The following is a 22,567-nucleotide window of genomic DNA, read 5'->3' as shown; positions in this document are numbered from 1 at the left end:
ACTTAGCTAATTTATTTAAGTAAGGTGTAGGCGTTTTCGATCATTCAGCAGGAGAAATCCATGAGCAAAATCGTGATTATTGGTGGGGTTGCTGGCGGTGCATCTGCAGCAGCTCGCGCTCGTCGTCTTAGTGAAGACGCAGAAATCATTATGTTTGAACGCGGTCCATTTGTGTCATTTGCAAACTGTGGCTTACCCTATCACATCGGTGGCGATATCCAAGAGCGCAGCAAACTGCTTCTTCAAACGCCTGAGAGCTTTCTAGCGCGTTTCAATGTTGATGTCCGTGTGATGAACGAAGTGGTTTCTATTAACCGTCAAGACAAAACGGTTACGGTTAACAATTTGCTTGATGGCTCGGAATACCAAGAGAGCTACGACTTTCTTCTACTCAGCCCTGGCGCAGGTCCAGTTGTGCCGCCTATTCCGGGTATTGATAACCCGTTAACGCACTCGCTGCGCAATATTCCAGATATGGATCGCATCATTAAAACGATCGAAACCAACAAAGTTGAACACGCTACGGTCGTTGGTGGTGGTTTTATCGGTTTGGAAATGATGGAAGCCTTCCACCAGCTAGGCATAAAAACCACATTAGTTGAAATGGCGGATCAAGTGATGACGCCCGTTGACCGTGAAATGGCTGGCTTCGCACATGCTGAAATTCGTGAGAAAGGCATCGACCTTAAACTTGGCGTCGCACTTGAGTCGGTGAAATTCGTACCTAACGAGCACGTGGCAAGTTTCGACTCTGGTGAAAGCGAAAAACACCAACATCTAGAAGGTGAATTGGAATTAACACTAAACAATGGTGAAAGACTCACCACCGATATTCTGATTATGGCAATTGGTGTTCGCCCCGAGACCAAATTAGCAAAAGAAGCTGGCTTAGAAATCGGCGCTCTTGGCGGTATTTATACCAATGAATACATGCAAACCAGCGATCCTTCGATCTACGCTGTCGGCGACGCGGTAGAAGAGAAAGACTTTGTGACTGGCGAGCAAACTCTAGTGCCACTTGCGGGCCCGGCAAACCGTCAAGGCCGAATGGCAGCAGACAACATGCTTGGCCGCCAAGAAACTTACCAAGGTACGCAAGGCACGGCGATCTGTAAGATTTTTGATTTAGCCGTCGCTTCTACTGGTAAAAACGAGAAACAGCTGAAACGTGAAAACATCGCTTATGAAAAAGTGTATGTGCATACAGCAAGTCACGCGAGTTACTACCCAGGTGCAGAAACCGTGTCATTCAAAATGCTGTTTGATCCAGTAACAGGTAAAATATTAGGTACGCAAGCAGTAGGTAAAGACGGTGTTGATAAACGTATCGACGTAATGGCAGTTGCTCAGCGTGCTGGTATGACGGTAGAACAACTGCAACACCTCGAGCTAACTTACGCGCCACCTTATGGCTCTGCTAAAGATGTAATTAACCAAGCGGCGTTTGTGGCAAATAACATCATCAAAGGTGACGCGATTGCGATTCATTATGATGAAATGGATTCACTGACAGAAGACCAACTGTTACTTGATGTTCGTAATCCTGGTGAATTGGAGTCCGTTGGTTATCTTGAAGGTGCAATTAATATTCCTGTCGATCAACTACGTCGTCGCATGCACGAACTTCCTAAAGACAAAGAGATCGTGATTTACTGTCAAGTTGGGTTACGTGGTAACGTAGCATACCGTCAGCTGGTCAACAATGGTTACAAAGCCCGCAACTTGATTGGTGGATACAGAACTCTCAAATTTGCTCGCTTATAACTTGATAATAAAAAGAGAAAACCACGTGCTTGGTTTTCTCTTTTTTTGCAGGAAAGAAAGCGTAGATCATTCACCTTCAATTGCCAAACGGACTGCTGCTTGAGCATGGATAGAAGTGGTATCGAGTAGTGTAACATCGGTGTGACTTTGGTTTACAAGTAAGGCAATTTCAGTACACCCGAGAATCACAGCTTCAGCTCCCTGCTCTTTTAGTTTTTCAATAATTTGCAAGTATATCGTCCTTGACTCCTCTTTGATTTCACCTTGGCATAACTCTTTATAAATAATGTTATGTACTTTAGAGCGGTCGTCTTGATCGGGAATTATGACATCAAGCCCATAACGGTCGGAAAGCCTTCCTTTATAAAAGTCTTGCTCCATTGTGAATTGAGTACCAAGGAGTCCGACCTTTTGAACCCTTTTCTCACGAAGTAACTCAGCAGTCGCGTCTGCGATATGTAGTATGGGGATATTAATACTGGCTTCAATTTGAGGCGCAACTTTGTGCATTGTGTTAGTACAAATAAGAATGAAGTCAGCGCCCCCTTTTTCTATTGAAGATGCAGCATCAGATAGAATGCTTGCCGTTTCTTCCCATTTACCTTGATGTTGAAGTTTCTCTATCTCCGAAAAATTCACGCTATACATACAAATTTTTGCGGAATTTAGGCCGCCTAACGCCTCTTTGACTCCTTCGTTGATCAATTTGTAATAACTAAGCGTCGACTCCCAGCTCATACCACCTAGAAGACCGATAGTTTTCATATAACTCTCCAATCGTTATACACCACCGTGCCAGGGGTGTTTTTACAAAAAAAATCAGCCACTTAAATAAGCAGCATTCAAGCGTCTTCACTATTGAGCATTGGGTAACACGAAAATAAAATCATTCCCACAAGGACCGCTACGCGATTCTCATATATCCTCGCAATATCGTTACTGCATTTCCAGAAAGCTTAACGTGCTCAGTGCTTAACAACTCTGTATGGACGACCCCACTTCTCTTGGAGGCTTGGAAGCCTTTCAGTTGCTTTTTGTTGAGCTCTTTAGCCCAGTAAACACATAAAGCGCAATGTGCAGAGCCTGTAACTGGGTCCTCATTAACACCTACCCAAGGCGCGAAGTATCGAGAGACAAAATCGGCGTCAGTGCTTGATTGAGCAGTGATGACGACGCCACGGCCTTTTTGTTTAAGCAGCGCACCAAATGTTTAAGCAGCGCACCAAAATCAGGGTCGAGCTGTTCAAGCACAAATTCATTATTAATGACGATCAACTGCTTATTATCAAACTGACCGTAGGCGGCTACATTGGCGGCATCTAGCCCCAAGCCATGAAGTAAGTCTTTGTTAATACTAGCTCTCATATCTAAAGTTGGAGCAGGAAACACCAAATGAATTTCTTCATGATCGAGTTGTGCAGTTAAAACCCCGGATAGCGTAACGAACTCAATCGTATCTCCAGTATTATATAACCCCTGCTCTTTCAGAACGTGCGCCGTTGCAAGTGTGCCGTGTCCACACAAAGCAACTTCCGTCCTCGGTGTAAACCAACGAAGTTGCATTGTACTGAGTGACAGAAATGCCGTTTCAGATAACGACATCTCGGCCGCGATGGCCAACATCGTTTCCTCATCAAGGCTTGACTCTGTGATACAAACACCCGCGGGATTACCTTTGAAAACCTCTGATGTAAACGAGTCAACCTGAAAAATTTTAACTTCCACGAAATATCCTTAAGTTCTATCAAACACGTAATTCTGTATCACGTGATTTTTAATATCTGTTGTTTGAGCGAAAAAAACCTATGAAATTTTCTACCAACCTTATAGGTCTTGTTGGAAGCGCTAACGAACAGGAGAATGTAGTTAATTATGCAAAACGTAAAAAGCCATCATCAATGTGACTCAATTGGATATCTTATCGGAGTTTTCGGCGTTTCTTTAGTTCTAATATGGATTGGTATTTATAAATTCACACCTACAGAGGCCAAGCTTATACAACCGCTCGTTGAAAATCATTTTCTGATGAGTTGGTTGTATGATGTGATGTCAGTTCAAGCCGTATCAAACATCATTGGCGCAACAGAAATCATTGTCGCTATTGGATTAATCGTTGGCCTTAAAAACACACGAGTCGCTTATTTTTCTGGCATAGCCGCCGCAATTATTTTTCTTGCGACACTCAGCTTTCTAATTACGACACCGAATACATGGAAAGTGTCTGATGGGGTTTTGGTGACAAACTTCTTTTTAGTAAAAGATATTCTATTTTTAGCCATTGCGATTAGCGTCATCGAACGAAACAAGCCAAACAGAGAATAACTCTAAATAGTTCGAAATCTTGTTTTTCCAGAACGTAGCCTGAAAGGTGCAAACGACTTACAGGTCGAATGGTTCTGTCAATAACTCTAAACAAAGACTCTTAAATTTAGAATGTTTAAGAGTCTTTGCCTTCTAATGATGCGAAACAACATCCTAGCGTAAAGTGAAAAGAAAAGCCTTTCACTCTACTGCTAAGGTTTATTGATACTTTGCTGAAGTAATGAACTCACCGAATGTCTCGCACCATACAACAACCGTATTGTATTCAGAAATTGAAGTGCTTTGAGGAACCTCAACAACGAAGTTATCGAACGTTTTGACATCACCAATTAAGCTCATCTCAGATTTAAGGTCATTAAACTCTTGTTCCGTTTCGACAAACTTAGGAGATAGATAGAGTTTATAGTCTGGTCCGGGAGCGAGTTTTCCTACCAACGTAATGACTTCAGAACTCAAATGAATCTCTCCCTCTCCCCAATGAAAAGCATCGCTACCTTTGAGTTCCCTCTTAAACACTGCGCTGTATTCTGCACCTTGCTTGCTCTTAGCAACTTGTTCATCGGTCGGCGCAGGTGGTGCAATAAGGATCGGTAAAGTATAGATACCTATCGCAATGCCAATAGAAACTGCCACTAAGTGACTGATTGTTAATTTAATTATATTTTTCAAGGTCATAAGCATCTTCTTATTAGTTTTACTACTTGAAATTAGATTCAAATCGGCCTTATCTGTCTATTATCGAGCAGCATAATGTCATTAACATTATACACAAGCTATGCGCACTAAATGCAGACTGAGCGCAATTAAAAACGGCTGATAATTAATATCAGCCGTTTGCTTATCGGAAATGTCGTTGTGCCGGTTTGGTCACTATTCCGCTTCCACCAAAGCGATCTTATCGGATGTCGATTTTTCCAATTTTATCGCAATAAACTTAGAGGTTGGCGTAAACGTTCTATCCCCATAACTGTCCAAAGGAACTAATGGGTTTGTTTCTGGATAGTAAGCCGCCGCCTGACCTGCTGGCACATCATAGGCAACAAGCGTAAATCCGCTTACACGACGCTCTACGCCATCTTCCCATAATGATACCATGTCCACTTTGCCGCCCGGTTCAAAACCGAGTTTACGAATATCCGCTTCATTGATGAACAGCACTTCGCGCATGCCAAATACACCACGATAACGATCATTTAAGCCGTAAAGTGTCGTATTGTATTGGTCGTGTGAGCGCATGGTTTGCAAAATCAAATCTGGCTTTTGGCCTTTTTCGAGTATCGCTTCGCTGATCAACTGCTTCGGCAACTCGCTAGAGCTGAACTGTGCTTTGCCGCTTGGTGTATTCCATCGACGCTCGGCAGCTGGGTTTACCAAGTGGAATCCACCTGGGTGTTTAAGCTTATGGTTAAAGTCGGTAAAGCCCGGAATCGTGTCGGCAATCAAATCGCGAATACGGTCGTAATCTTCAATTGCCCACAACCAATCAATTGGTTTTGCCCCGAGTGTCGCATTGGCAATACCAGCAATAATCGCTGGTTCTGAACGCAAATGCTCCGAACGCGGTTTTAGCTGACCAAATGAGATATGCACCATGCTGAAAGTATCTTCAACCGTCACACCTTGTGGGCCCGTCGCTTGCTGATCAATCTCGGTACGGCCTAAGCACGGAAGAATAAGCGCATCTTTACCTGTGACAAGGTGAGAACGATTTAACTTCGTCGAAATGTGTACGGTTAAATTACAGTTTCGCATCGCGTTGTGCGTACGTTCTGTGTCTGGCGTTGCTTGTGCAAAGTTACCGCCCAAACCGATAAATACTTTCGCTTGTCCTTCTTCCATCGCTTTAATGGCTTGCACAGTGTTGTGGCCTTCACCACGCGGGACGGCAAAGTTAAATCGACTTTCAATGCGATCCAATAACAGATCTGAAGGTTTTTCATCAATGCCCATCGTACGGTCGCCCTGAACGTTACTGTGACCACGCACTGGTGAAAGACCCGCGCCCGGCTTACCAACGTTACCTCGTAACATTTGCACGTTTGCGACTTCTTTAATGGTTGGCACAGAGTGACGATGCTGAGTCAACCCCATCGCCCAACACATGATCACACGTTCTGCACGTCGATACATGCTCGCCACCATCTCGATTTCACTTAAATCAAGACCCGATTGTTCAGCGATGTGTTCCCAAGAGGTTGCGTCCACTTCAGCCAAATACTCATCAATACCTATCGTGTGTTGCTTGATGAACTCACGGTCAAATACCGCTTTGCCACCGTTTTGCAATGCCTCGCGTTCCCATTGCAACAAGAATTTCGCGATGCCACGAAACACTGCCATGTCTCCACCTAAAGCAGGACGCAGGTACGCCGTGTTTGTAGGCTCTGAGCCGTTACTCAACATCTCAATCGGCATTTGTGGGTTTTGGAAACGCTCTAACCCGCGCTCTTTGAGCGGGTTTAGACAGATAACCTGTGCACCACGTTTTACCGCTTCGCGCAGAGGTTCAAGCATTCGTGGGTGGTTCGTGCCCGGGTTTTGACCAATCACGAAAATCGCATCAGCTTCTTCAAAATCATCAAAGATCACTGTGCCTTTACCAACACCAATAGTGTCTTTCATCCCGATTGCACTGGCTTCGTGACACATGTTGGAACAATCTGGGAAGTTGTTGGTACCGAATGCGCGCACAAATAGCTGATATAAAAACGCCGCTTCGTTGCTTGCACGACCAGAGGTATAAAACTCCGCTTGGTGCGGTGAATCCAATTGATTGAGATGTTTCGCGACAAGAGAAAAAGCCTCATCCCAAGAGACAGGTACATAGTGGTCGGACTCGGCATCGTATCGCATTGGGTGCGTGATACGGCCTTGGTATTCCAACCAGTAATCGGTTTGCGTTGAGAGAGATGAAACGTTGTGATTGGCAAAAAACTCAGGATCAACCAGACGATTGGTCGCCTCCCAGTTTACCGCTTTCGCGCCATTCTCACAGAAATTGACTTTACCGCTATCTGGCGACTCACCCCATGCACATCCCGGGCAGTCGAAACCGCCATTTTGGTTGGTTTTGAGCATAGTGCGAATGTTTTTAACTGCATTTTCACTGCCCCACCAACTTCTGGTTACGGCTTTCAGTGCACCCCAACCACCAGCTGGACCTTTGTATGTTTTTATTTGTTCTTTTTGGCTCACGACTTTACTCCTCGCAGATATACCAGCAAGCAGGGTGCCCGTGAAAACAAGCGCGTTATTTATTGAGATAATGCGGAAGTATTGAAGGGCTTAGTTTCTAATCCATGTATTTTTTAATCCAAATAAGTAACCACTCAACATGCTCTCGCTTGTCCGAGCGTTTACTTATCTAGATTCTTGATATCGGATACCCGCCTACTGTTTCTAAGACTGGTAGATTCAATTCGCATTGTTGCGTCTTGATCTAAATCAAAGATTAAGTCGTTATTCAATATGCGTCCAATTGATAATCCTGACCGAGTGATAAACAAAATCTATGACGAATTTTTCCACTGACGGTCATAACATTTTTAATCAATACAATTTATGAGGTTAATCGTTTTCCCATCCGATTCCACCTAGTTCGCTTAACGAGCTCAATAAAATCGGTACTCTTGATAATAGATAATATCTATCACACTATAGATACTTTAAATTTGACCCTAATTAATATCAGGAATAGCCTTGATTCAGATCAATTTTGAGTGTGGTTTTATTCTTGACTTGGTTTTCCATTTCCCAGTTAAAACGCTCCAGCGCTTAAAAAGTACGGTAGTGCTGTGCCCTTTTTAGGGAGTTCCCCCGTACATGTGACTCACAACGCAAGGTTAACAAGCCATTATGGATATCAAACAACTTAAATATCTCATCGCACTTGAACAGACCAAACACTTTGGTCAAGCCGCCGCATTGTGCCACATTACGCAGCCTACCTTGTCCATGAGAATCCGAAGCTTAGAGGAAGAACTCGACCTCGAATTAATCCAAAGAAGTCAACGATTTGAAGGGTTTACTGAAGCCGGAGAACGCATTTTAGCTTGGGCAAAAACCGTCTTAGCCGCTCATGATGGATTGCAAGCCGAGGCTGCTAACTGCCGTGGTCAGTTGGTCGGCTCTCTTCGGCTTGGAATGGTGCCACTCGCCAGCCAAAACCCGATGGAATTGCTCAAACCATTAGCTCACCAGTTCCCTGAGTTACGCTTTCAAATACTCTCCATGACGACCGAACAGATCATAGACCAACTCAATCGCAATCAACTTGATTTGGGGATGTGTTATGTCGATCAAGTCAACACCGCTTACTTCGATGTTATCGAACTAGATTCAACCAAACTTGGCGTTTTATTCGATGAGCGTCATTTTGATTTTGCCGAATCTGAAGTGTTGTGGGAGTCACTCAATAACATTCCGCTAGGGCTGCTTTCGAAGGGCATGCACTATCGCCACTCAATTGATCTTAGCTTTGTGAGTAAAGGGCTGGTTCCGCAAACCGTCATTGAAAGTAACTCCACCTTTCACTTGATCCAAGCAGTAACCAGTGGCCTTTGTTGCGCCATTATGCCGCTGAACTGTGGATTGGAAGAGTTGAACGATACGCTTCGCATTATCCCTATCGAAGAAGCCGCCGTTCACGCCCCGCTAGGTTTGTTAAAGCGAAAACAAGAACCCTTCTCCGCGCTAACCGATCAGTGCTTCGCAGAAGCAAAAAACATATTTAATCGATAACAAGAATCCACACGTCAATTTTTGGCATACATAACGGCTTATGAGGTGATTTCATGAGATGTACTACTCAATCTTATTTTGAACTGTCCGATTTCAATCAAGCACCACCTCAACCAAGTGCGTTCAATTACCGAGAATTGATTGATGGCCGCCCAGTGCAACAAATGTCGCTGGCGAGTGAATCCGCCTTAGCTATCAGCTACAACTGCATTAGCCAAGCGGTCATGATGGTGACGCCAGGCCATCTGGAAGACTTCGTGAAAGGATTTAGCCTAAGCACAGGCATCGTCCACGACTTCAAAGAGATCAAAGACATTGAAATTGGTGGCGATCACGAATCTCATTATGCGGAAGTAGAAATCAGCAACCGCGCTTTCTGGGCGCTAAAAACACAACGTCGGAATCTTGCAGGCACAACCGGATGCGGCATTTGTGGCGTCGAGGCTCTGGAACAAGCTTTGCCTGATTTAGCACCGCTAACACCGTCTCTTCCTCCGCGCTCCGATGTATTCGAAGGGCTGCGAGACAAAGTCGCACTGCATCAAGAAGCCGCACGTGAATCTGGCGCGCTACACGCCGCTTTATTTTCAGATTTACAAGGCAACATCAAGTTGTGCCGAGAGGACATCGGCCGTCACAACGCGCTAGATAAGTTGATTGGCGCATTGGCCAACAATCACATCGAACCTCAAAGTGGCTTCGCAATCATGACAAGCCGTTGCAGCTTAGAGTTGATCCACAAAGCCGTTCGCGCGCGTATCCCCACTCTGGTTTGCTTATCTGCACCTACAGCGTTAACTGTCGAATGGGCAAGAAGAAACCATTTGAACCTAATTCACTTACCAAAACACGGCTCGCCGCGTCTATACAGCCCTGCGCCTTAACACGTCAACCTAGCCGAATTCCTAATATTTCTAACAGAGACCTCTGGGTCTCTGTTGTTTGCTTCTCGTTCCCAATTGATACTTAGCGACAAGACACTATTCTCTCCAACCAAACGTGCTCACCCCTTGTCAGCACTAAGCTTGCATATATTAACCTGCTTGCATTTGAACGCTTTCCAATCCGATAAGAACCCTGTCAAAAACCCATAAATTAGTAAGGATTTTGTGTGACTCTTTTCACGCTTTTCCGCCTTCCTAGGCATTTCTAGGAATTTTTCCTAGCCGATCTAGGCAACCATCTCATGTGCCTCACAAAACCACTCTCTAGAATTCCGCTCAGTCAAAGGTAACAAGAGCACATAACGGTCGCCGTTGTGTTTCTAAAACAATTACAAGAGAGTTCATCATGTTAAAATTCCTCGAACAGGTGCGGAAGCCGACCCTCGATCTTCCTGTCGAAGTTAGAAGAAAGATGTGGTTTAAACCGTTCATCCAATCTTACTTGGTCGTATTTATCGGCTACCTAACCATGTACTTGATTCGTAAGAACTTCAATGTCGCGCAAAACGACATGATCTCAACTTACGGTTTGAGCATGACAGACCTAGGTCTTATTGGCCTTGGCTTCTCCATCACATACGGCATCGGTAAAACCGTTGTCTCTTACTACGCTGACGGTAAGAACACCAAGCAATTCCTCCCTTTTATGCTGATCCTTTCTGGTCTTGCAATGCTTGGTTTCAGCTTCAGCATGGGCGGCGGTAGTGCAAGCCTGTTCTTGATGGTGGCTTTCTACGCTCTGAGTGGTTTCTTCCAAAGTACTGGTGGCCCTTCTAGTTACTCAACCATTACAAAATGGACACCTCGTAACAAACGCGGCTCTTACCTAGGCTTGTGGAACATGTCACACAACGTTGGTGGTGCGGGCGCAGCGGGTGTTGCTCTTTTCGGTGCCAACTACCTATTCGACGGACACGTAATCGGCATGTTCGTGTTCCCTTCTATCATCGCGATCATCGTTGGTTTTATCGGTATGCGCTTTGGTAGCGACTCTCCAGAAGCTTACGGTCTAGGTAAAGTAGAAGAACTTTTCGATGAAGCAGTGAGTGAAGAAGACACCGCCGCTGAAGAAAACCAGATGACCAAAAAAGAAATCTTTGTTGAATACGTTCTTAAAAACAAAGTTATCTGGCTACTTTGCTTTGCCAACATCTTCCTTTACATCGTTCGTATCGGTATCGACCAATGGTCAACGGTATACGCGTACCAAGAACTTGGTCTGTCAAAAGAAACGGCAATCTCTGGCTTTACTCTATTCGAAGTCGGTGCGCTTGTGGGTACTTTGATGTGGGGTTACTTATCTGACTTAGCAAACGGTCGCCGCGCATTGGTTGCTTGTGTGTCTCTTGGTTTGATCATCGTATCGCTTGAGTTCTACCAACACGCCACTAGCGAGTTCATGTACTTAGCCTCACTATTTGTATTGGGCTTCTTGGTGTTTGGTCCGCAACTTCTTATCGGTGTTGCCGCGGTTGGTTTTGTCCCTAAAAAAGCAATCAGTGTGGCTGACGGCGTAAAAGGTACATTCGCTTACCTAATCGGTGACAGCTTCGCGAAACTTGGTCTCGGTATGATTGCAGACGGTACACCTATCTTCGGCTTAACAGGTTGGAAAGGTACCTTCGCAGCTCTAGATACCTCCGCCATGATTTGTATTGTTTTGCTTGCTTTCGTCGCTATCGCGGAAGAGAAGAAGATTCGACACGCGAAGAAGCTTCAACTTGCACAAAACCAAGCCTAACTTCTCTGCGCGCTTTACTTCGGTAAAGCGCGCAAGATCATTAAAATGAGTTGATCAATTCAGTATCATTAAAGGTTTTTCTATTGGCTCCTGTTGGAGCTTATTGTTGTTAGTCGTCTGCTCTATTTGGTTGTAATAATGATTCATGTTGCTCTAGTTGATGATCACGTCATCGTGCGTTCAGGTTTCGCACAATTATTAAATTTAGAAAGTGATATTACCGTTGTCGGTGAATTCGGCTCTGTCGCCGAAGCGCGCAAAGGCTTGCCTGCGGTACACCCTCATGTCGTCATCCTAGATATCTCCATGCCAGATGAAAGCGGCTTAAACTTTCTTAGCGAAATACCAACTGGCATTGCCTGCGTGATGCTTAGCGTGCATGACTCCCCTGCGATGGTGGAAAAATCACTAAAGCTAGGTGCAAAAGGCTATCTTAGTAAACGCTGTAGCCCAGACGAACTTATTCAAGCCGTGAGAACCAGTGCTTCTGGCGGCTGTTACCTCACATCAGATATTGCACTTAAACTTGCAACGCCTAGCGACAACACCACCTCTCTATGCCAACTGACAAAACGTGAAAACGAGGTATGTCAGCTACTTGCGACCGGGTTGGATGTAAAGTCTGTCGCGGCAGAGCTTGGCTTGAGCCACAAGACCGTGCATGTGCATCGTGCGAATGCCATCGACAAACTCGGCGTGAAAAACAACGTTGAGCTCGCCAAACTATTTTCTCAAGAGTCCTTTTAATGCGAGCTTACGCTGTTACCACCATTTGCGGACTATTTGTTATGGCTTGCGCCTGGTTCTGCTTATGGGTGATTGCCTATTACTTTGTCAATGATCCCGAACTGGCGATCTTATTGTTTCCTTTCGCTTTAAGATTAGGTGTCGCCCTACACACTCGCACCGCTTATTGGCCGACGATTTACCTTTCGGAGTGGGGACTTTCCATCGCACTTGCAATGTTACTGGGTCAACCGCAGTGGCTTACCGTGCTGATTGCGAGCATTGCCAGTATCCCGGTCACTCTGATTGCGAAAAAATACTACTACGGAGACCAAAACCGCCATTTAGCCGTGATGAGCGCAGTCATTATCATTAGCGCGTTTATTAATGTGATGGCCGTTGGTTTTCACGTTCCTTCGGTTTACATGGTATGGCTGGCTAGCATTTCTGGAGGCTTGCTCGTGGTGCCTATGTGCTACTTGTTATGGAGTTATTTGTTCCAAAGTCGTTGGTCTCCGCTTAGCTCTCTCCTACTAAGTAATGCCGTTGTATTTCAGGTGCGTCATATCGTGCTTTATGCGCTACTTTTGATCGGCAGTATTTTGGTGCAAACCAGTTTGCCTGAAGAGCTAAAACGATTTGCGCCATTTTGTATGGCGATTCCAATCATCGTGCTTGCTCTGCGTTACGGCTGGCAAGGAGCCCTGCTCGCCACCATGCTCAACAGCATTGCGCTGATTGCGGCTCGCAGCGGCGTATCAAATCTAGAAATCACCGATTTGTTATTATCTCTCTCGGCGCAAACCATCACCGGCATTATGCTCGGCTTAGGGGTTCAGAAACAAAAAGACCTCAATCACAAACTGCGCGGCGAACTTGCACGCAATCAGAATTTGTCTCGCCAGCTTATCAAAGCGGAAGAATCGGTAAGACGCGATATTGCGCGCGAGCTACATGACGAAATCGGCCAGAACATCACGGCAATCCGCACACAAGCCAACATCATTAAGCGGGTAAATAACGCAGAAACACGCGTTGGTTGCGCCGACATGATTGAAGGGCTTTCCCTCAACGTGTACGACACTACTAAGCGACTGTTAAGCAAGCTAAGACCCAAAATGCTGGATGATTTGGACTTGAAAGAATCCGTCGAGCAACTGACGCGAGAGATGGAATTCGCCAATCACGGAACGACTGTTCAACTGAACTGGCAAGGCGATTACACAAGCCTGAGTGACACACTCAAAGTAACCCTATTCCGTTTATGCCAAGAGTCATTAAATAACGCTGCCAAGTACGCAGAAGCGCAGTTGATCAATATTGAACTGACAATTGGAGAAGCTGCGGTGTCACTGATGATTCACGATGATGGTGTCGGATTCAAAGTTCAGGACAGCATGAAAGGCATGGGCGTTCGCGGCATGCAAGAACGTGTGCACGCGTTAGGTGGAAAAATGGTTATCTACTCCACCAGCGATCAAGTGATCGGCACACAAATCAGCATTACTTTACCTAAGGTGTAACTCAAGATGTTTGGATTTTTACGTTCACCTAAGTTTACTCAACCGAGCCTGAGCAACGAGCAAATCGACCAGCGTTACCACCATTGGCGTTTGCACATTATGTTGGGGATGTACATCGGCTACGCAGGTTTCTACTTTACCCGTAAGACCTTTAACTACGCCGCACCAGCGATGATTACCGATCTTGGCTTAGATAAAGGCGATTTGGGTCTTATCGGTACACTTTTCTACATTACTTACGGCTGTTCGAAGTTTATTTCTGGCACGATTTCGGATCGCTCTAATCCTCGTTATTTCATGGGATTAGGATTGATTGCGACAGGTCTGGTCAATATCGCGTTCGGCTTTTCTAGCTCACTCGCGGCTTTCATTACTCTGTGGATCTTAAACGCGTGGTTCCAAGGCTGGGGCTGGCCTTCATGCTCCAAGCTGTTAACCACTTGGTATTCACGCTCCGAGCGTGGCTTCTTATGGGCCATTTGGAACACCGCACACAACGTTGGTGGCGCGCTGATCCCTATTTGGGTGGGCTATTTAACGTTGCACTACAGCTGGCGTGAAGGCTTTATTCTACCCGGCATCATCGGGGTATTGCTCGGTCTATTCGTTTGTTGGCGATTGCGCGATAAACCCACAACAATGGGTTTACCAAGTGTCGGACAATGGCGCAACGACGCGCTAGAACTTGCGCAAGAAAATTACGGACGTGGCCTCACCTACCGCGAAATTCTGAAATCGTACGTATTTAACAACAAATACATCTGGCTGCTCGCGTTCAGTTATGTGTTGGTTTACATCGTTCGTACCGCAATCAATGACTGGGGAAACCTATACTTGACCGAGCAGCATCACTATAGCCTGATTAACGCCAACGCTGCTCTGTCTATGTTTGAAATTGGCGGTTTTGTTGGTTCATTGGTTGCGGGTTGGGGCTCAGACAAACTCTTCGGCGGTAACCGTGGGCCAATGAACTTGCTGTTCGCGATTGGGATTTTCTTATCTGTCTCTGCGCTTTGGCTGATGCCTCTGACCAACTTTGCATTCCAAGCGGCGGGATTGTTCTCCATCGGCTTCTTTGTCTTTGGACCACAAATGCTGATCGGTATGGCGGCGGCGGAGTGCTCTCACAAAGATTCTGCCGGCGCGGCAACAGGATTCGTGGGCTTGTTCGCCTACATGGGCGCAGCATTGTCAGGTTATCCACTGGCGTTAATTCTTGAAGAATATCATTGGACGGGTTTCTTCATCACCATTTCAGTTTGTGCAGCCGTCATTGGCCTTTTGTTGCTGCCATTTTTGCAAGCGCAACCATCACGAAAACCACTCGAACCAAAACCTCGGTTGTAAATCGACTTATCGCCCTTCGGGCAAATTGGCGAGTGACCTAACCGAGCTCGCCATCCTTATTTAATGTATCTCTGCTCAATTTTTCTTCCGATTCAGTTCGGAGGGTTAACTATGGGAAAAATTCATGAATTTGAACACTATTTCATCGTATAGCTTCTTTCAAATGAACAACAAAATCCAAAACTACGCTTGGGGAAGCACCTCTTCTATTCACGATTTGTTTGGCTTTTCTAACGAAACGAATGAGCCTCAAGCAGAAGTATGGATGGGTACTCACCCAAACGGCTGCTCTGAAGTTCAGATTGAGCAAAACACGCTGCCTTTGTCTGAACTGATCAAACAAAACCAACCCGCTTATTTATCAGCAGAAACCGCAGCGAAATTTGGCGACCTGCCCTTTCTGTTTAAGATCTTAGCGGCCGAACACGCACTGTCGATTCAAGTTCACCCAAGCAAACAAGATGCCGAAATAGGTTTCGAAAAAGAGCAAAGTGCTGGGATCCCACTAAACGCGAGCCATCGTAACTACAAGGATCCGAACCACAAACCTGAGTTGGTGTACGCGCTAACAAGTTACCAAGCCATGAACGGTTTTCGCTCGTATTCCGAGATTATTGAGGCATTTAGCCTTTGCGATATCGATGAGCTACGCGCGCCACTAGATGCATTCAAACACGAAGCCAACTCACAAGGTTTACGCGATTTCTTTGTGCACATTCTGACCATAGAAGGAGAAACAAAAGAGCGAGCACTGAAACAACTTCTTGCCCACGCTTCACGTCAATCGGAACAAGGCACTGACAGCGACGTTTTCCAGCTCATCTTGGATCTATCCACTCAATACCCCGGCGATGTCGGCTTGTTTGCGCCATTACTGTTGAATGTCATCACGCTGCAACCTGGCGAAGCGATGTTCCTGAGCGCAAGAACGCCACACGCTTACATTAAAGGAACGGGATTAGAGATCATGGCGAACTCAGATAACGTTTTGCGTGCAGGACTCACGCCGAAACATATGGATGTTGAAGAACTGGTTAAATGCACAGACTTTGTGCCTAAGCCGTTTAACGGCCTTGTTCTCGAACCCAATGCCAATGGTTGCCAAAGCCTTTACCCCGTTCCAGTGGCAGACTTTAGTTTCAGCATTCTTAACGAACCGAACAATGAAGTGATTGAGGCTAACAGCGCAGAGATTTTGATGGCGATTGATGCCGACCTGACACTCATCAGTGATAACGGTGAGACGTTAACCGCCGCGAAAGGACAATCGGTATTTGTTCCTGCTTACGTTGGCCATTACCGTATTCAAAGTGCGGGACGTGTGGCTCGCACCTTTAACTAACTTCTGGATAACGGATTCAAGCTAGCGTCTGACCCAAGGGACTGGGTTAGACAGCTTATTCCTCTCATAGATTGAGCCTGTCCGGTTTTAAGACACTCATTCTTACACCTTATCGACTCAAAGCCGCTGCGGTCTAAACCATCTAAGTTCTCTAAGAACCATAGATTCCTCTATTCACTGCAACATTCATTGTCAAAACCCATTTATTTCCAGTAAATTCGCCGCGCCAATATCAAATCACTTGGATAATAAAGGCGCTTGCACAGTGGTATTTGTTGCAAAACGTATAATCAACGTTGTAATCAAAGCCTCAATCACTACAATCTCTGGTTCGATTTTTCAGTTAACGTTTGTATGCCGAAGTTAAACCAAGATAACCCTGTTCAAAGCTCCGCCCTTTCCGATATCGAAACCAGCAGTAAGATTCAATCGGCATTAGAACCGAAGTTTCACAAGCCAGAGAAACGTCTCTGCTTAAGCCCTGGCCTGTCGGATAAGCATTTGGCGCGCCGTTGGCAAGTATTGGAACACGTGACCAATAAAGATCATCTCCTTGATCCTTTCACGCAGTCACATTGCGATGCTTACTCCAACAACATCGAGCACTTCATTGGTACTGTTAATGTGCCGGTCGGCATTGCAGGCCCTTTGCGCGTCAACGGCTTGTATGCGAACGATGACTTTTTGGTTCCGCTTGCAACGACAGAAGCCGCGTTAGTCGCTTCCTACAACCGTGGCGCAAATCTTATCACCGCCGCTGGTGGCGCGAGCGCATTGTTACTAAGTGAAGGGGTGAGCCGAACACCAGTATTCGCCTTTAATCACCTTGCTGACGCCGGCCAGTTCGTCAGTTGGGTTGTGACCCAGTTTGACGTATTTCGTCAAATTGCGGACTCCACCACCTCACATGGCAAACTCAAAGACATCAATGTAAATATCGAAGGAAACCATGTTTATTTGGTCTTTGAATACGTGACTGGTGACGCTTCCGGACAAAACATGGTGACCATCGCAACAAACGAAGTGTTCCATCATATTTTGGCGACCAGCCCAATCAAACCAACTCAAGCATTCTTGGATGGCAACTTATCAGGCGACAAAAAACCAAACGCGCACACACTGCGCTCGGTACGCGGTAAGAAAGTATCCGCCGAAGTGACCATTCCTGCTGAGTTGGTGGAAAAATATCTGCATACGACGCCGGAGTCTATGGTTCAATTTAGCAAAATGACCACGGTGGGTGGTTTACTCAGCGGGACAATTGGCGTCAACGCGCATTACGCAAATGCCCTTGCCGCGCTGTACATTGCTTGTGGTCAAGATGCAGCTTGTGTTGCAGAGTCTGCCATTGGAATCACTCGTATGGATGTAGACGCTCAAGGCAACTTGTACGCGTGCGTGACCTTGCCAAACATCATGGTGGGGACGGTTGGTGGTGGTACTGGCCTTCCAACGCAAAAAGCATGTTTGGATATTTTGGGTTTGCACGGCAACGGCAATGCGAAAGCGTTAGCCGAAGTCGCAGCTGCGCTTTGTCTGGCTGGCGAACTCTCGATCGTGGGCGCATTTTGTGCCGATCACTTTTCTCGTGCTCACCATAAGCTTGCCCGAAAATAACCTTTGTTGCTTTGTACAAGAGAACATCCGTGTGGTTTTCTCTTGTGCAAACCAATGGACTTTATTTATTGGCTCAATAATTTCTTGAAACTAACTTAAGCCTTAACAAACATACCAATCTCTTGTTAACAGTACTTTAGCTGTCCCCCTTCTATATCCATTGCGATATCTCTGCTTGTTACTCTTCATTGGCCATATTTAATATCAGTATCTTAGAAAAAATAGCATCAAAAACTTCTAGCACTATAGTACCAAATTCATCGTTTGAGTTTTTTGTTCACCACTTATAGCTACTATACTCGCCTATGCAGCTGCTTGATTTTCATAAATTTACTAAACAGCTCAAAAGAGCTTAATAACTCCCGTTAAATGGACTTAAATCGTTACTTCGGGTAAGCGAGTTAACTATGAGACGTCAGAAGCTAAATAAAATCTCTGCTTGGGTACTAGGATTGGCTATCTTATTGCTGAGCCATGTGCCTAATGTATCAGCACAAATACAGCAATCCCCATCCGATCAAACCGTTGCGCGTTTTCTCTATCAAACCTCTTTTGGACCAACTCCTGCGTTAATTAATGAGGTTAGGGAAAACGGGTTAGAGGACTGGATACAGAAACAAATCAACCTGCCAGCAACCTACCATCAACCACTTTATCAAACGCCTTTTTCTAAAGGCCTACAGTCAAACCGAGAAAATGCTTGGTATCAGATTGTTGTTACTGCTGAAGATCAGCTCAGACAGCGAACGGCTTATGCATTGAGTCAGATCGTAGTCGTTTCTCGTTATGGCGGCGTTCTTTCCAGCAAACCTACAGGGTTAGTGAATTACTACGATCTGTTGGTTGAGCATGCGTTTGGCAACTACCGAGACCTGTTGTATGACGTTTCCATCCATCCAGTCATGGGGAGCTATTTGTCTATGCTCGGTAGTGCAAAAGAAAATAGTGCGACAGGAACGCTTCCCGATGAGAACTTTGCTCGAGAGTTAATGCAGTTATTCACTATCGGTTTGTATGAACTCAATTTAGATGGCAGTAAAAAGCTAAACCACGAAACAGGCAAACCTATCCCCACGTACAATCAAACTGATATTCAAGAGCTCGCGCGAGCATTAACTGGATGGAAAAATTCCGACATCGCATTCGTGAAACCGATGCGAGTTATCAGTCAGCGACACGACACCGGCGAGAAGCGATTTCTAGGGAACGTGATCCCATCGGGTCTAACCGCACAAGAAGAGCTTTCAAAAGTGATTGATATGTTGATGTCTCACCCAAATGTTGCTCCATTTGTTTCAAAGTTACTTATCCAACGTTTGGTCAGTTCAAATCCAAGCCCAGAGTACGTCGCGCGTGTTGCTACGATATTTAACAACAATGGGGAAGGAGAAAAAGGCGATCTAACCGCCGTTGTTCGAGCCATATTGCTCGACCCTGAAGCATTAGGGATGACGGATACCCCGCCTATAAAAGTGAAAGAACCGATACTGGTCCTGACTAATTTTCATCGAGCATCAGGTTTTACGATTAAAGGATCACGTTACGAAGACGCAACAACGATGATGAACATCGCTAATCAAGGGCCGCTTCGTTCTCCTTCCGTGTTTAATTTTTACTCTCCAGACTATCAGCCGTCTAACGAGTTTACGGAGTCTGGTATTAACTCTCCAGAGTATGAACTTCTCAATTGGTCTGTTTATACCGATTTGGTCAACTATATGTTAACCAGCACTCGTAGAGGAGGTGGTGATTCCTACCACTTCGATCTTAACGAGTTTTATCTTCTTCTGGACGATCACCGTGCCTTAGTCGAATTGGTTAACGAGCGTTTCTTTGCTGGAACGGCTTCTGCTGAATTGAAAGAGCTCATGCTCACCGCCCTGAATGATTATCGTGGGGACTATGTGCCAACAACAAAACTCGCTCTAGTGATATTTACCGCCATTTCTGGCGACGAATTCTATATTCAGGATTAGGAGTGAATTATGGATATTTCACGACGACATTTTATACAAAGCACGCTATCGATGGGCGCACTAGCCTCTCTTAGTCTGCCAGGTTACTCTCTCGCAGCGCCATCCAATGACTTTCGAGCATTAATATGTGTGTATTTAGCAGGCGGAAACGATGCATTCAACACCATACTGCCATTATCGGAGGCGCACTATCGTCAATATTCCAAAGTCAGAGGGCCACTCTCTGTCGCCAAAGAAGACATACTCCCTATCAATTTAAGTGCTGTCGATAGCTCAAATCACCCAGTGAAGCTCGGCTTACACCCAAAGTTAAATGCGTTAACTTCCGTTTTCGAACAAGGCGATGCCAGCATCGTGCTCAATAGTGGCATTCTCAACCATCCCGTCACCAAACAAGCTATTGAGCAAGGTGAAACATCACTTCCCGAGCAACTGTTTTCTCATAATTCTCAAACAGACGCTTGGTTACTTGGTGGAATGAGCGAGTCTAAAAATCTTGGTTGGGCTGGCAGAATGTTGGATGTATTAAACTCTGAATCAGAAATAACACCGCTATACAGTGTGCATGGCAACTCGCTTTGGTTACGGGCAATGGAACACCGCCAAACCGTCCTGAAAAAAGATCGCGCAGTTCAGCTTACCGCGATTGATAACCCGCTATACAAGGGGATCTATGATCGCCTTCTCTCTCATCAAACTGACAATCTATTTAATGGTCATTTTAATTTGATGGTTGATGAGTCGATGGTAATGAGTAGTGTACTGAGCGAGCAACTCAACCACATTGCTGACGAGCCGCTGTTTACGTCATCGACGCTCGGCAAGCAGATGCAAACCGTGTACAAATTGATAGCAAGCCAAGATGTCCTGAAGCAGCAACGACAAGTCTTTTTCGTTAAACACTCTGGGTATGACCTGCACGATTCGCAACTGACACGTCATCCAGTGTTACTTGAGGATCTCGCGACAAACCTTTTAGCAATGTATCGTGCGGTCGAACGGTTAGGGCTAAACAAGCAAGTCACCTCTTTCACTATGTCTGACTTCGGTCGACGGATGATGAGCAACGGAAATGGTACCGATCATGGCTGGGGTGGCCATCAACTATTAATTGGAGGCGCGGTAAATGGGAAACAACCTATCGGTACATGGCCGGAACTAATACTGGGCGGAAACGATGATTACTCTCAAGGCCGACTCATACCCAAAATTGCCGCTGATCAAGTTGGTTCAACACTAGCGCAGTGGATGGGCGTGAGTGATAACGCTGCACTGGAATACGTCTTCCCGAACATCCGTAATTTTACTCATTCAAACCTGGGTTTTATGGCTTAAGATATTTTTCAGGTTAGCTGTAGAACGCATCATCAAATAAGGGAGCCTCGCGCTCCCTTACTCATCTTATGTTTGCAGAGTGTCCGTTACACCTCGTCGCGACGGCGTTCGTTACACAGCTTAATGGCACGCTCAAGTAATTCTAACGCGGATTGCTCACATTCAGGCAGAACCGCATCACTTTCAGAAACTGGCGTTACGCGGTCACCCCATTTCAATACTGCCGCACCCCATGTCAAACCTGCACCAAATGCAGCAAGAAGCATATTATCACCTGGGTTAACTCGACCTTGCTCTACCGCTTCACACAATCCAATTGGCACCGTCGCAGCTGAAGTATTGCCATAGTTTTGAATGTTAACAAACGCTTTGTCGTGTGGAATTCCAGACAGGTCACACAAGGTTTGAATAATACGAATATTCGCTTGATGCGGAATCACAACATCGATTTGTTCCGTCGTTAACTGTGATGCTTTCAGTACGGTTTTCGCAGCTAGCCCCATGCCTTTTACTGCACGTTTGAAAATTTCTTGTCCTACAAAGTTGAAATCCCAGTAACCGTTGTCTTCCGCAAAGCGATCCATACAAGTACCAAACTTTGGTACGGACAGAATATCGCGGCCTTTTGCGTCACAACCGATTTGAGACTGTAGTAAACCCGTTTCTTTTTCCGTTCTTGATAACACAACGGCGCCCGCACCATCACCAAATAGAACAGCGGTATCTCGCATTGCCCAATCGATGTAGAAAGACAATCTTTCCGCACCAATAATGATCGCGTTACGATAGTTACCTGATTGAATCAAACGTGTGCCCGTTTCTAGGCCATAGACAAATCCCGTACATGCGGCATTTAAGTCAAAGGCAGCGGCTGCACGAATACCTAGGTTCTGCTGTACCTTAGACGCGATATTTGGAATCAATGAATCTGGTGAACAAGTCGCCACAATGATTAAATCCACGTCTGTTGCATCGACGCCTGCTCGAGCTAATGCATGTTTAGCAGCAACGGTCGCCATGTCTGACGTGTTTACATGACTAATACGGCGGTTTTCGATACCAGTGCGGGTACGAATCCACTCATCGGAAGTATCGAGGAAAGTGCTAAGATCATCGTTAGAGAGCACGGCTGGCGGAACACATTTCCCCCAACCTGTAATTTCAGCGTAGTAATTTGTCATCGCAGACCT

The 22,567-nt window shown here is 45.6% G+C and carries 16 protein-coding genes and 1 pseudogene; 12 read left to right on the top strand and 5 right to left on the bottom strand.

The window, feature by feature from the left end; genetic code table 11:
- The first annotated feature begins 60 nt into the window (after positions 1 to 60).
- Positions 61 to 1,764, top strand: a complete 1,704-nt coding sequence (locus R7E29_RS03890) for an FAD-dependent oxidoreductase (RefSeq protein ID WP_054575973.1) — start codon at positions 61 to 63, stop codon at positions 1,762 to 1,764.
- 66 nt (positions 1,765 to 1,830) lie between these two features.
- Here R7E29_RS03890 and R7E29_RS03885 read toward each other — a convergent pair whose 3' ends face one another.
- A complete protein-coding gene (locus tag R7E29_RS03885) occupies positions 1,831 to 2,529 on the bottom strand; it encodes an aspartate/glutamate racemase family protein (RefSeq protein ID WP_054575972.1) in 699 nt (232 codons plus the stop codon).
- Between the two features lie 139 nt (positions 2,530 to 2,668).
- A pseudogene (locus tag R7E29_RS03880) lies at positions 2,669 to 3,489 on the bottom strand (PhzF family phenazine biosynthesis protein).
- 147 nt (positions 3,490 to 3,636) lie between these two features.
- Here R7E29_RS03880 and R7E29_RS03875 point away from each other — a divergent pair.
- Positions 3,637 to 4,086, top strand: a complete 450-nt coding sequence (locus R7E29_RS03875) for a YkgB family protein (protein ID WP_005376100.1) — start codon at positions 3,637 to 3,639, stop codon at positions 4,084 to 4,086.
- Between the two features lie 198 nt (positions 4,087 to 4,284).
- Here R7E29_RS03875 and R7E29_RS03870 read toward each other — a convergent pair whose 3' ends face one another.
- Positions 4,285 to 4,761: a DM13 domain-containing protein gene (locus R7E29_RS03870; RefSeq protein ID WP_005376099.1), complete on the bottom strand. Its 477-nt coding sequence runs from the start codon at positions 4,759 to 4,761 to the stop codon at positions 4,285 to 4,287.
- Between the two features lie 195 nt (positions 4,762 to 4,956).
- Positions 4,957 to 7,281: an FdhF/YdeP family oxidoreductase gene (locus tag R7E29_RS03865; RefSeq protein WP_054575970.1), complete on the bottom strand. Its 2,325-nt coding sequence runs from the start codon at positions 7,279 to 7,281 to the stop codon at positions 4,957 to 4,959.
- Between the two features lie 660 nt (positions 7,282 to 7,941).
- Between R7E29_RS03865 and R7E29_RS03860 the strand changes: the two genes are divergently transcribed.
- From R7E29_RS03860 to R7E29_RS03815, 10 genes are all read left to right on the top strand, one after another.
- A complete protein-coding gene (locus tag R7E29_RS03860; protein WP_005388011.1) occupies positions 7,942 to 8,826 on the top strand; it encodes a LysR family transcriptional regulator in 885 nt (294 codons plus the stop codon).
- Positions 8,827 to 8,879: 53 nt separating this feature from the next.
- Positions 8,880 to 9,710 carry a formate dehydrogenase accessory sulfurtransferase FdhD gene (gene fdhD, locus R7E29_RS03855; RefSeq protein ID WP_054575969.1) on the top strand — a complete coding sequence of 277 codons (831 nt, stop codon included), beginning with the start codon at positions 8,880 to 8,882 and terminating at the stop codon, positions 9,708 to 9,710.
- 406 nt (positions 9,711 to 10,116) lie between these two features.
- Complete coding sequence (gene uhpT, locus R7E29_RS03850) at positions 10,117 to 11,511, top strand: hexose-6-phosphate:phosphate antiporter (RefSeq protein ID WP_021707729.1); 1,395 nt, start codon at positions 10,117 to 10,119, stop codon at positions 11,509 to 11,511.
- A gap of 138 nt (positions 11,512 to 11,649) precedes the next feature.
- Positions 11,650 to 12,258, top strand: coding sequence for a transcriptional regulator UhpA (uhpA, locus tag R7E29_RS03845; protein ID WP_005376090.1), 609 nt, complete (start codon positions 11,650 to 11,652; stop codon positions 12,256 to 12,258).
- Positions 12,258 to 13,760, top strand: coding sequence for a signal transduction histidine-protein kinase/phosphatase UhpB (uhpB, locus tag R7E29_RS03840; protein ID WP_054575968.1), 1,503 nt, complete (start codon positions 12,258 to 12,260; stop codon positions 13,758 to 13,760). Before uhpA ends, uhpB begins: the two co-directional genes overlap by 1 nt.
- A gap of 6 nt (positions 13,761 to 13,766) precedes the next feature.
- Positions 13,767 to 15,107 (top strand): MFS transporter, encoded by a 1,341-nt coding sequence (locus R7E29_RS03835; RefSeq protein WP_053307712.1) that lies wholly within the window; start codon positions 13,767 to 13,769, stop codon positions 15,105 to 15,107.
- A gap of 124 nt (positions 15,108 to 15,231) precedes the next feature.
- Positions 15,232 to 16,449 carry a mannose-6-phosphate isomerase, class I gene (gene manA, locus R7E29_RS03830; RefSeq protein ID WP_054575431.1) on the top strand — a complete coding sequence of 406 codons (1,218 nt, stop codon included), beginning with the start codon at positions 15,232 to 15,234 and terminating at the stop codon, positions 16,447 to 16,449.
- A gap of 354 nt (positions 16,450 to 16,803) precedes the next feature.
- Positions 16,804 to 18,066 (top strand): hydroxymethylglutaryl-CoA reductase, encoded by a 1,263-nt coding sequence (locus tag R7E29_RS03825; protein ID WP_054575967.1) that lies wholly within the window; start codon positions 16,804 to 16,806, stop codon positions 18,064 to 18,066.
- Positions 18,067 to 18,473: 407 nt separating this feature from the next.
- On the top strand, positions 18,474 to 20,042 hold the full coding sequence (locus R7E29_RS03820) for a DUF1800 family protein (RefSeq protein WP_054575966.1): 1,569 nt from the start codon (positions 18,474 to 18,476) through the stop codon (positions 20,040 to 20,042).
- A gap of 9 nt (positions 20,043 to 20,051) precedes the next feature.
- A complete protein-coding gene (locus R7E29_RS03815) occupies positions 20,052 to 21,377 on the top strand; it encodes a DUF1501 domain-containing protein (protein WP_213906684.1) in 1,326 nt (441 codons plus the stop codon).
- Between the two features lie 86 nt (positions 21,378 to 21,463).
- Here the strand turns inward: R7E29_RS03815 and R7E29_RS03810 are convergent, their stop codons facing one another.
- Entirely contained in the window at positions 21,464 to 22,558 is a 1,095-nt protein-coding gene (locus R7E29_RS03810) for a ketoacyl-ACP synthase III (protein WP_213906683.1), read from the bottom strand.
- Positions 22,559 to 22,567 lie beyond the last annotated feature (9 nt).

Source organism: Vibrio sp. Vb1729 (genome assembly GCF_033338655.1).
GTDB lineage: Bacteria > Pseudomonadota > Gammaproteobacteria > Enterobacterales > Vibrionaceae > Vibrio > Vibrio alginolyticus.
Note: the sequence above shows the minus strand (reverse complement) of the source record. Positions and strands in the feature narration are given on the sequence as shown.

What these genes read in the sequence shown, in the direction of transcription:
- R7E29_RS03890 (WP_054575973.1), top strand. Translation starts at nt 61, where the DNA reads ATGAGCAAAATCGTGATTATTGGTGGGGTTGCTGGCGGTGCATCTGCA.
- R7E29_RS03885 (WP_054575972.1), bottom strand. Translation starts at nt 2,529, where the DNA reads ATGAAAACTATCGGTCTTCTAGGTGGTATGAGCTGGGAGTCGACGCTT.
- R7E29_RS03875 (WP_005376100.1), top strand. Translation starts at nt 3,637, where the DNA reads ATGCAAAACGTAAAAAGCCATCATCAATGTGACTCAATTGGATATCTT.
- R7E29_RS03870 (WP_005376099.1), bottom strand. Translation starts at nt 4,761, where the DNA reads ATGACCTTGAAAAATATAATTAAATTAACAATCAGTCACTTAGTGGCA.
- R7E29_RS03860 (WP_005388011.1), top strand. Translation starts at nt 7,942, where the DNA reads ATGGATATCAAACAACTTAAATATCTCATCGCACTTGAACAGACCAAA.
- fdhD (WP_054575969.1), top strand. Translation starts at nt 8,880, where the DNA reads ATGAGATGTACTACTCAATCTTATTTTGAACTGTCCGATTTCAATCAA.
- uhpT (WP_021707729.1), top strand. Translation starts at nt 10,117, where the DNA reads ATGTTAAAATTCCTCGAACAGGTGCGGAAGCCGACCCTCGATCTTCCT.
- uhpA (WP_005376090.1), top strand. Translation starts at nt 11,650, where the DNA reads ATGATTCATGTTGCTCTAGTTGATGATCACGTCATCGTGCGTTCAGGT.
- uhpB (WP_054575968.1), top strand. Translation starts at nt 12,258, where the DNA reads ATGCGAGCTTACGCTGTTACCACCATTTGCGGACTATTTGTTATGGCT.
- R7E29_RS03835 (WP_053307712.1), top strand. Translation starts at nt 13,767, where the DNA reads ATGTTTGGATTTTTACGTTCACCTAAGTTTACTCAACCGAGCCTGAGC.
- manA (WP_054575431.1), top strand. Translation starts at nt 15,232, where the DNA reads ATGAATTTGAACACTATTTCATCGTATAGCTTCTTTCAAATGAACAAC.
- R7E29_RS03825 (WP_054575967.1), top strand. Translation starts at nt 16,804, where the DNA reads ATGCCGAAGTTAAACCAAGATAACCCTGTTCAAAGCTCCGCCCTTTCC.
- R7E29_RS03820 (WP_054575966.1), top strand. Translation starts at nt 18,474, where the DNA reads ATGAGACGTCAGAAGCTAAATAAAATCTCTGCTTGGGTACTAGGATTG.
- R7E29_RS03815 (WP_213906684.1), top strand. Translation starts at nt 20,052, where the DNA reads ATGGATATTTCACGACGACATTTTATACAAAGCACGCTATCGATGGGC.
- R7E29_RS03810 (WP_213906683.1), bottom strand. Translation starts at nt 22,558, where the DNA reads ATGACAAATTACTACGCTGAAATTACAGGTTGGGGGAAATGTGTTCCG.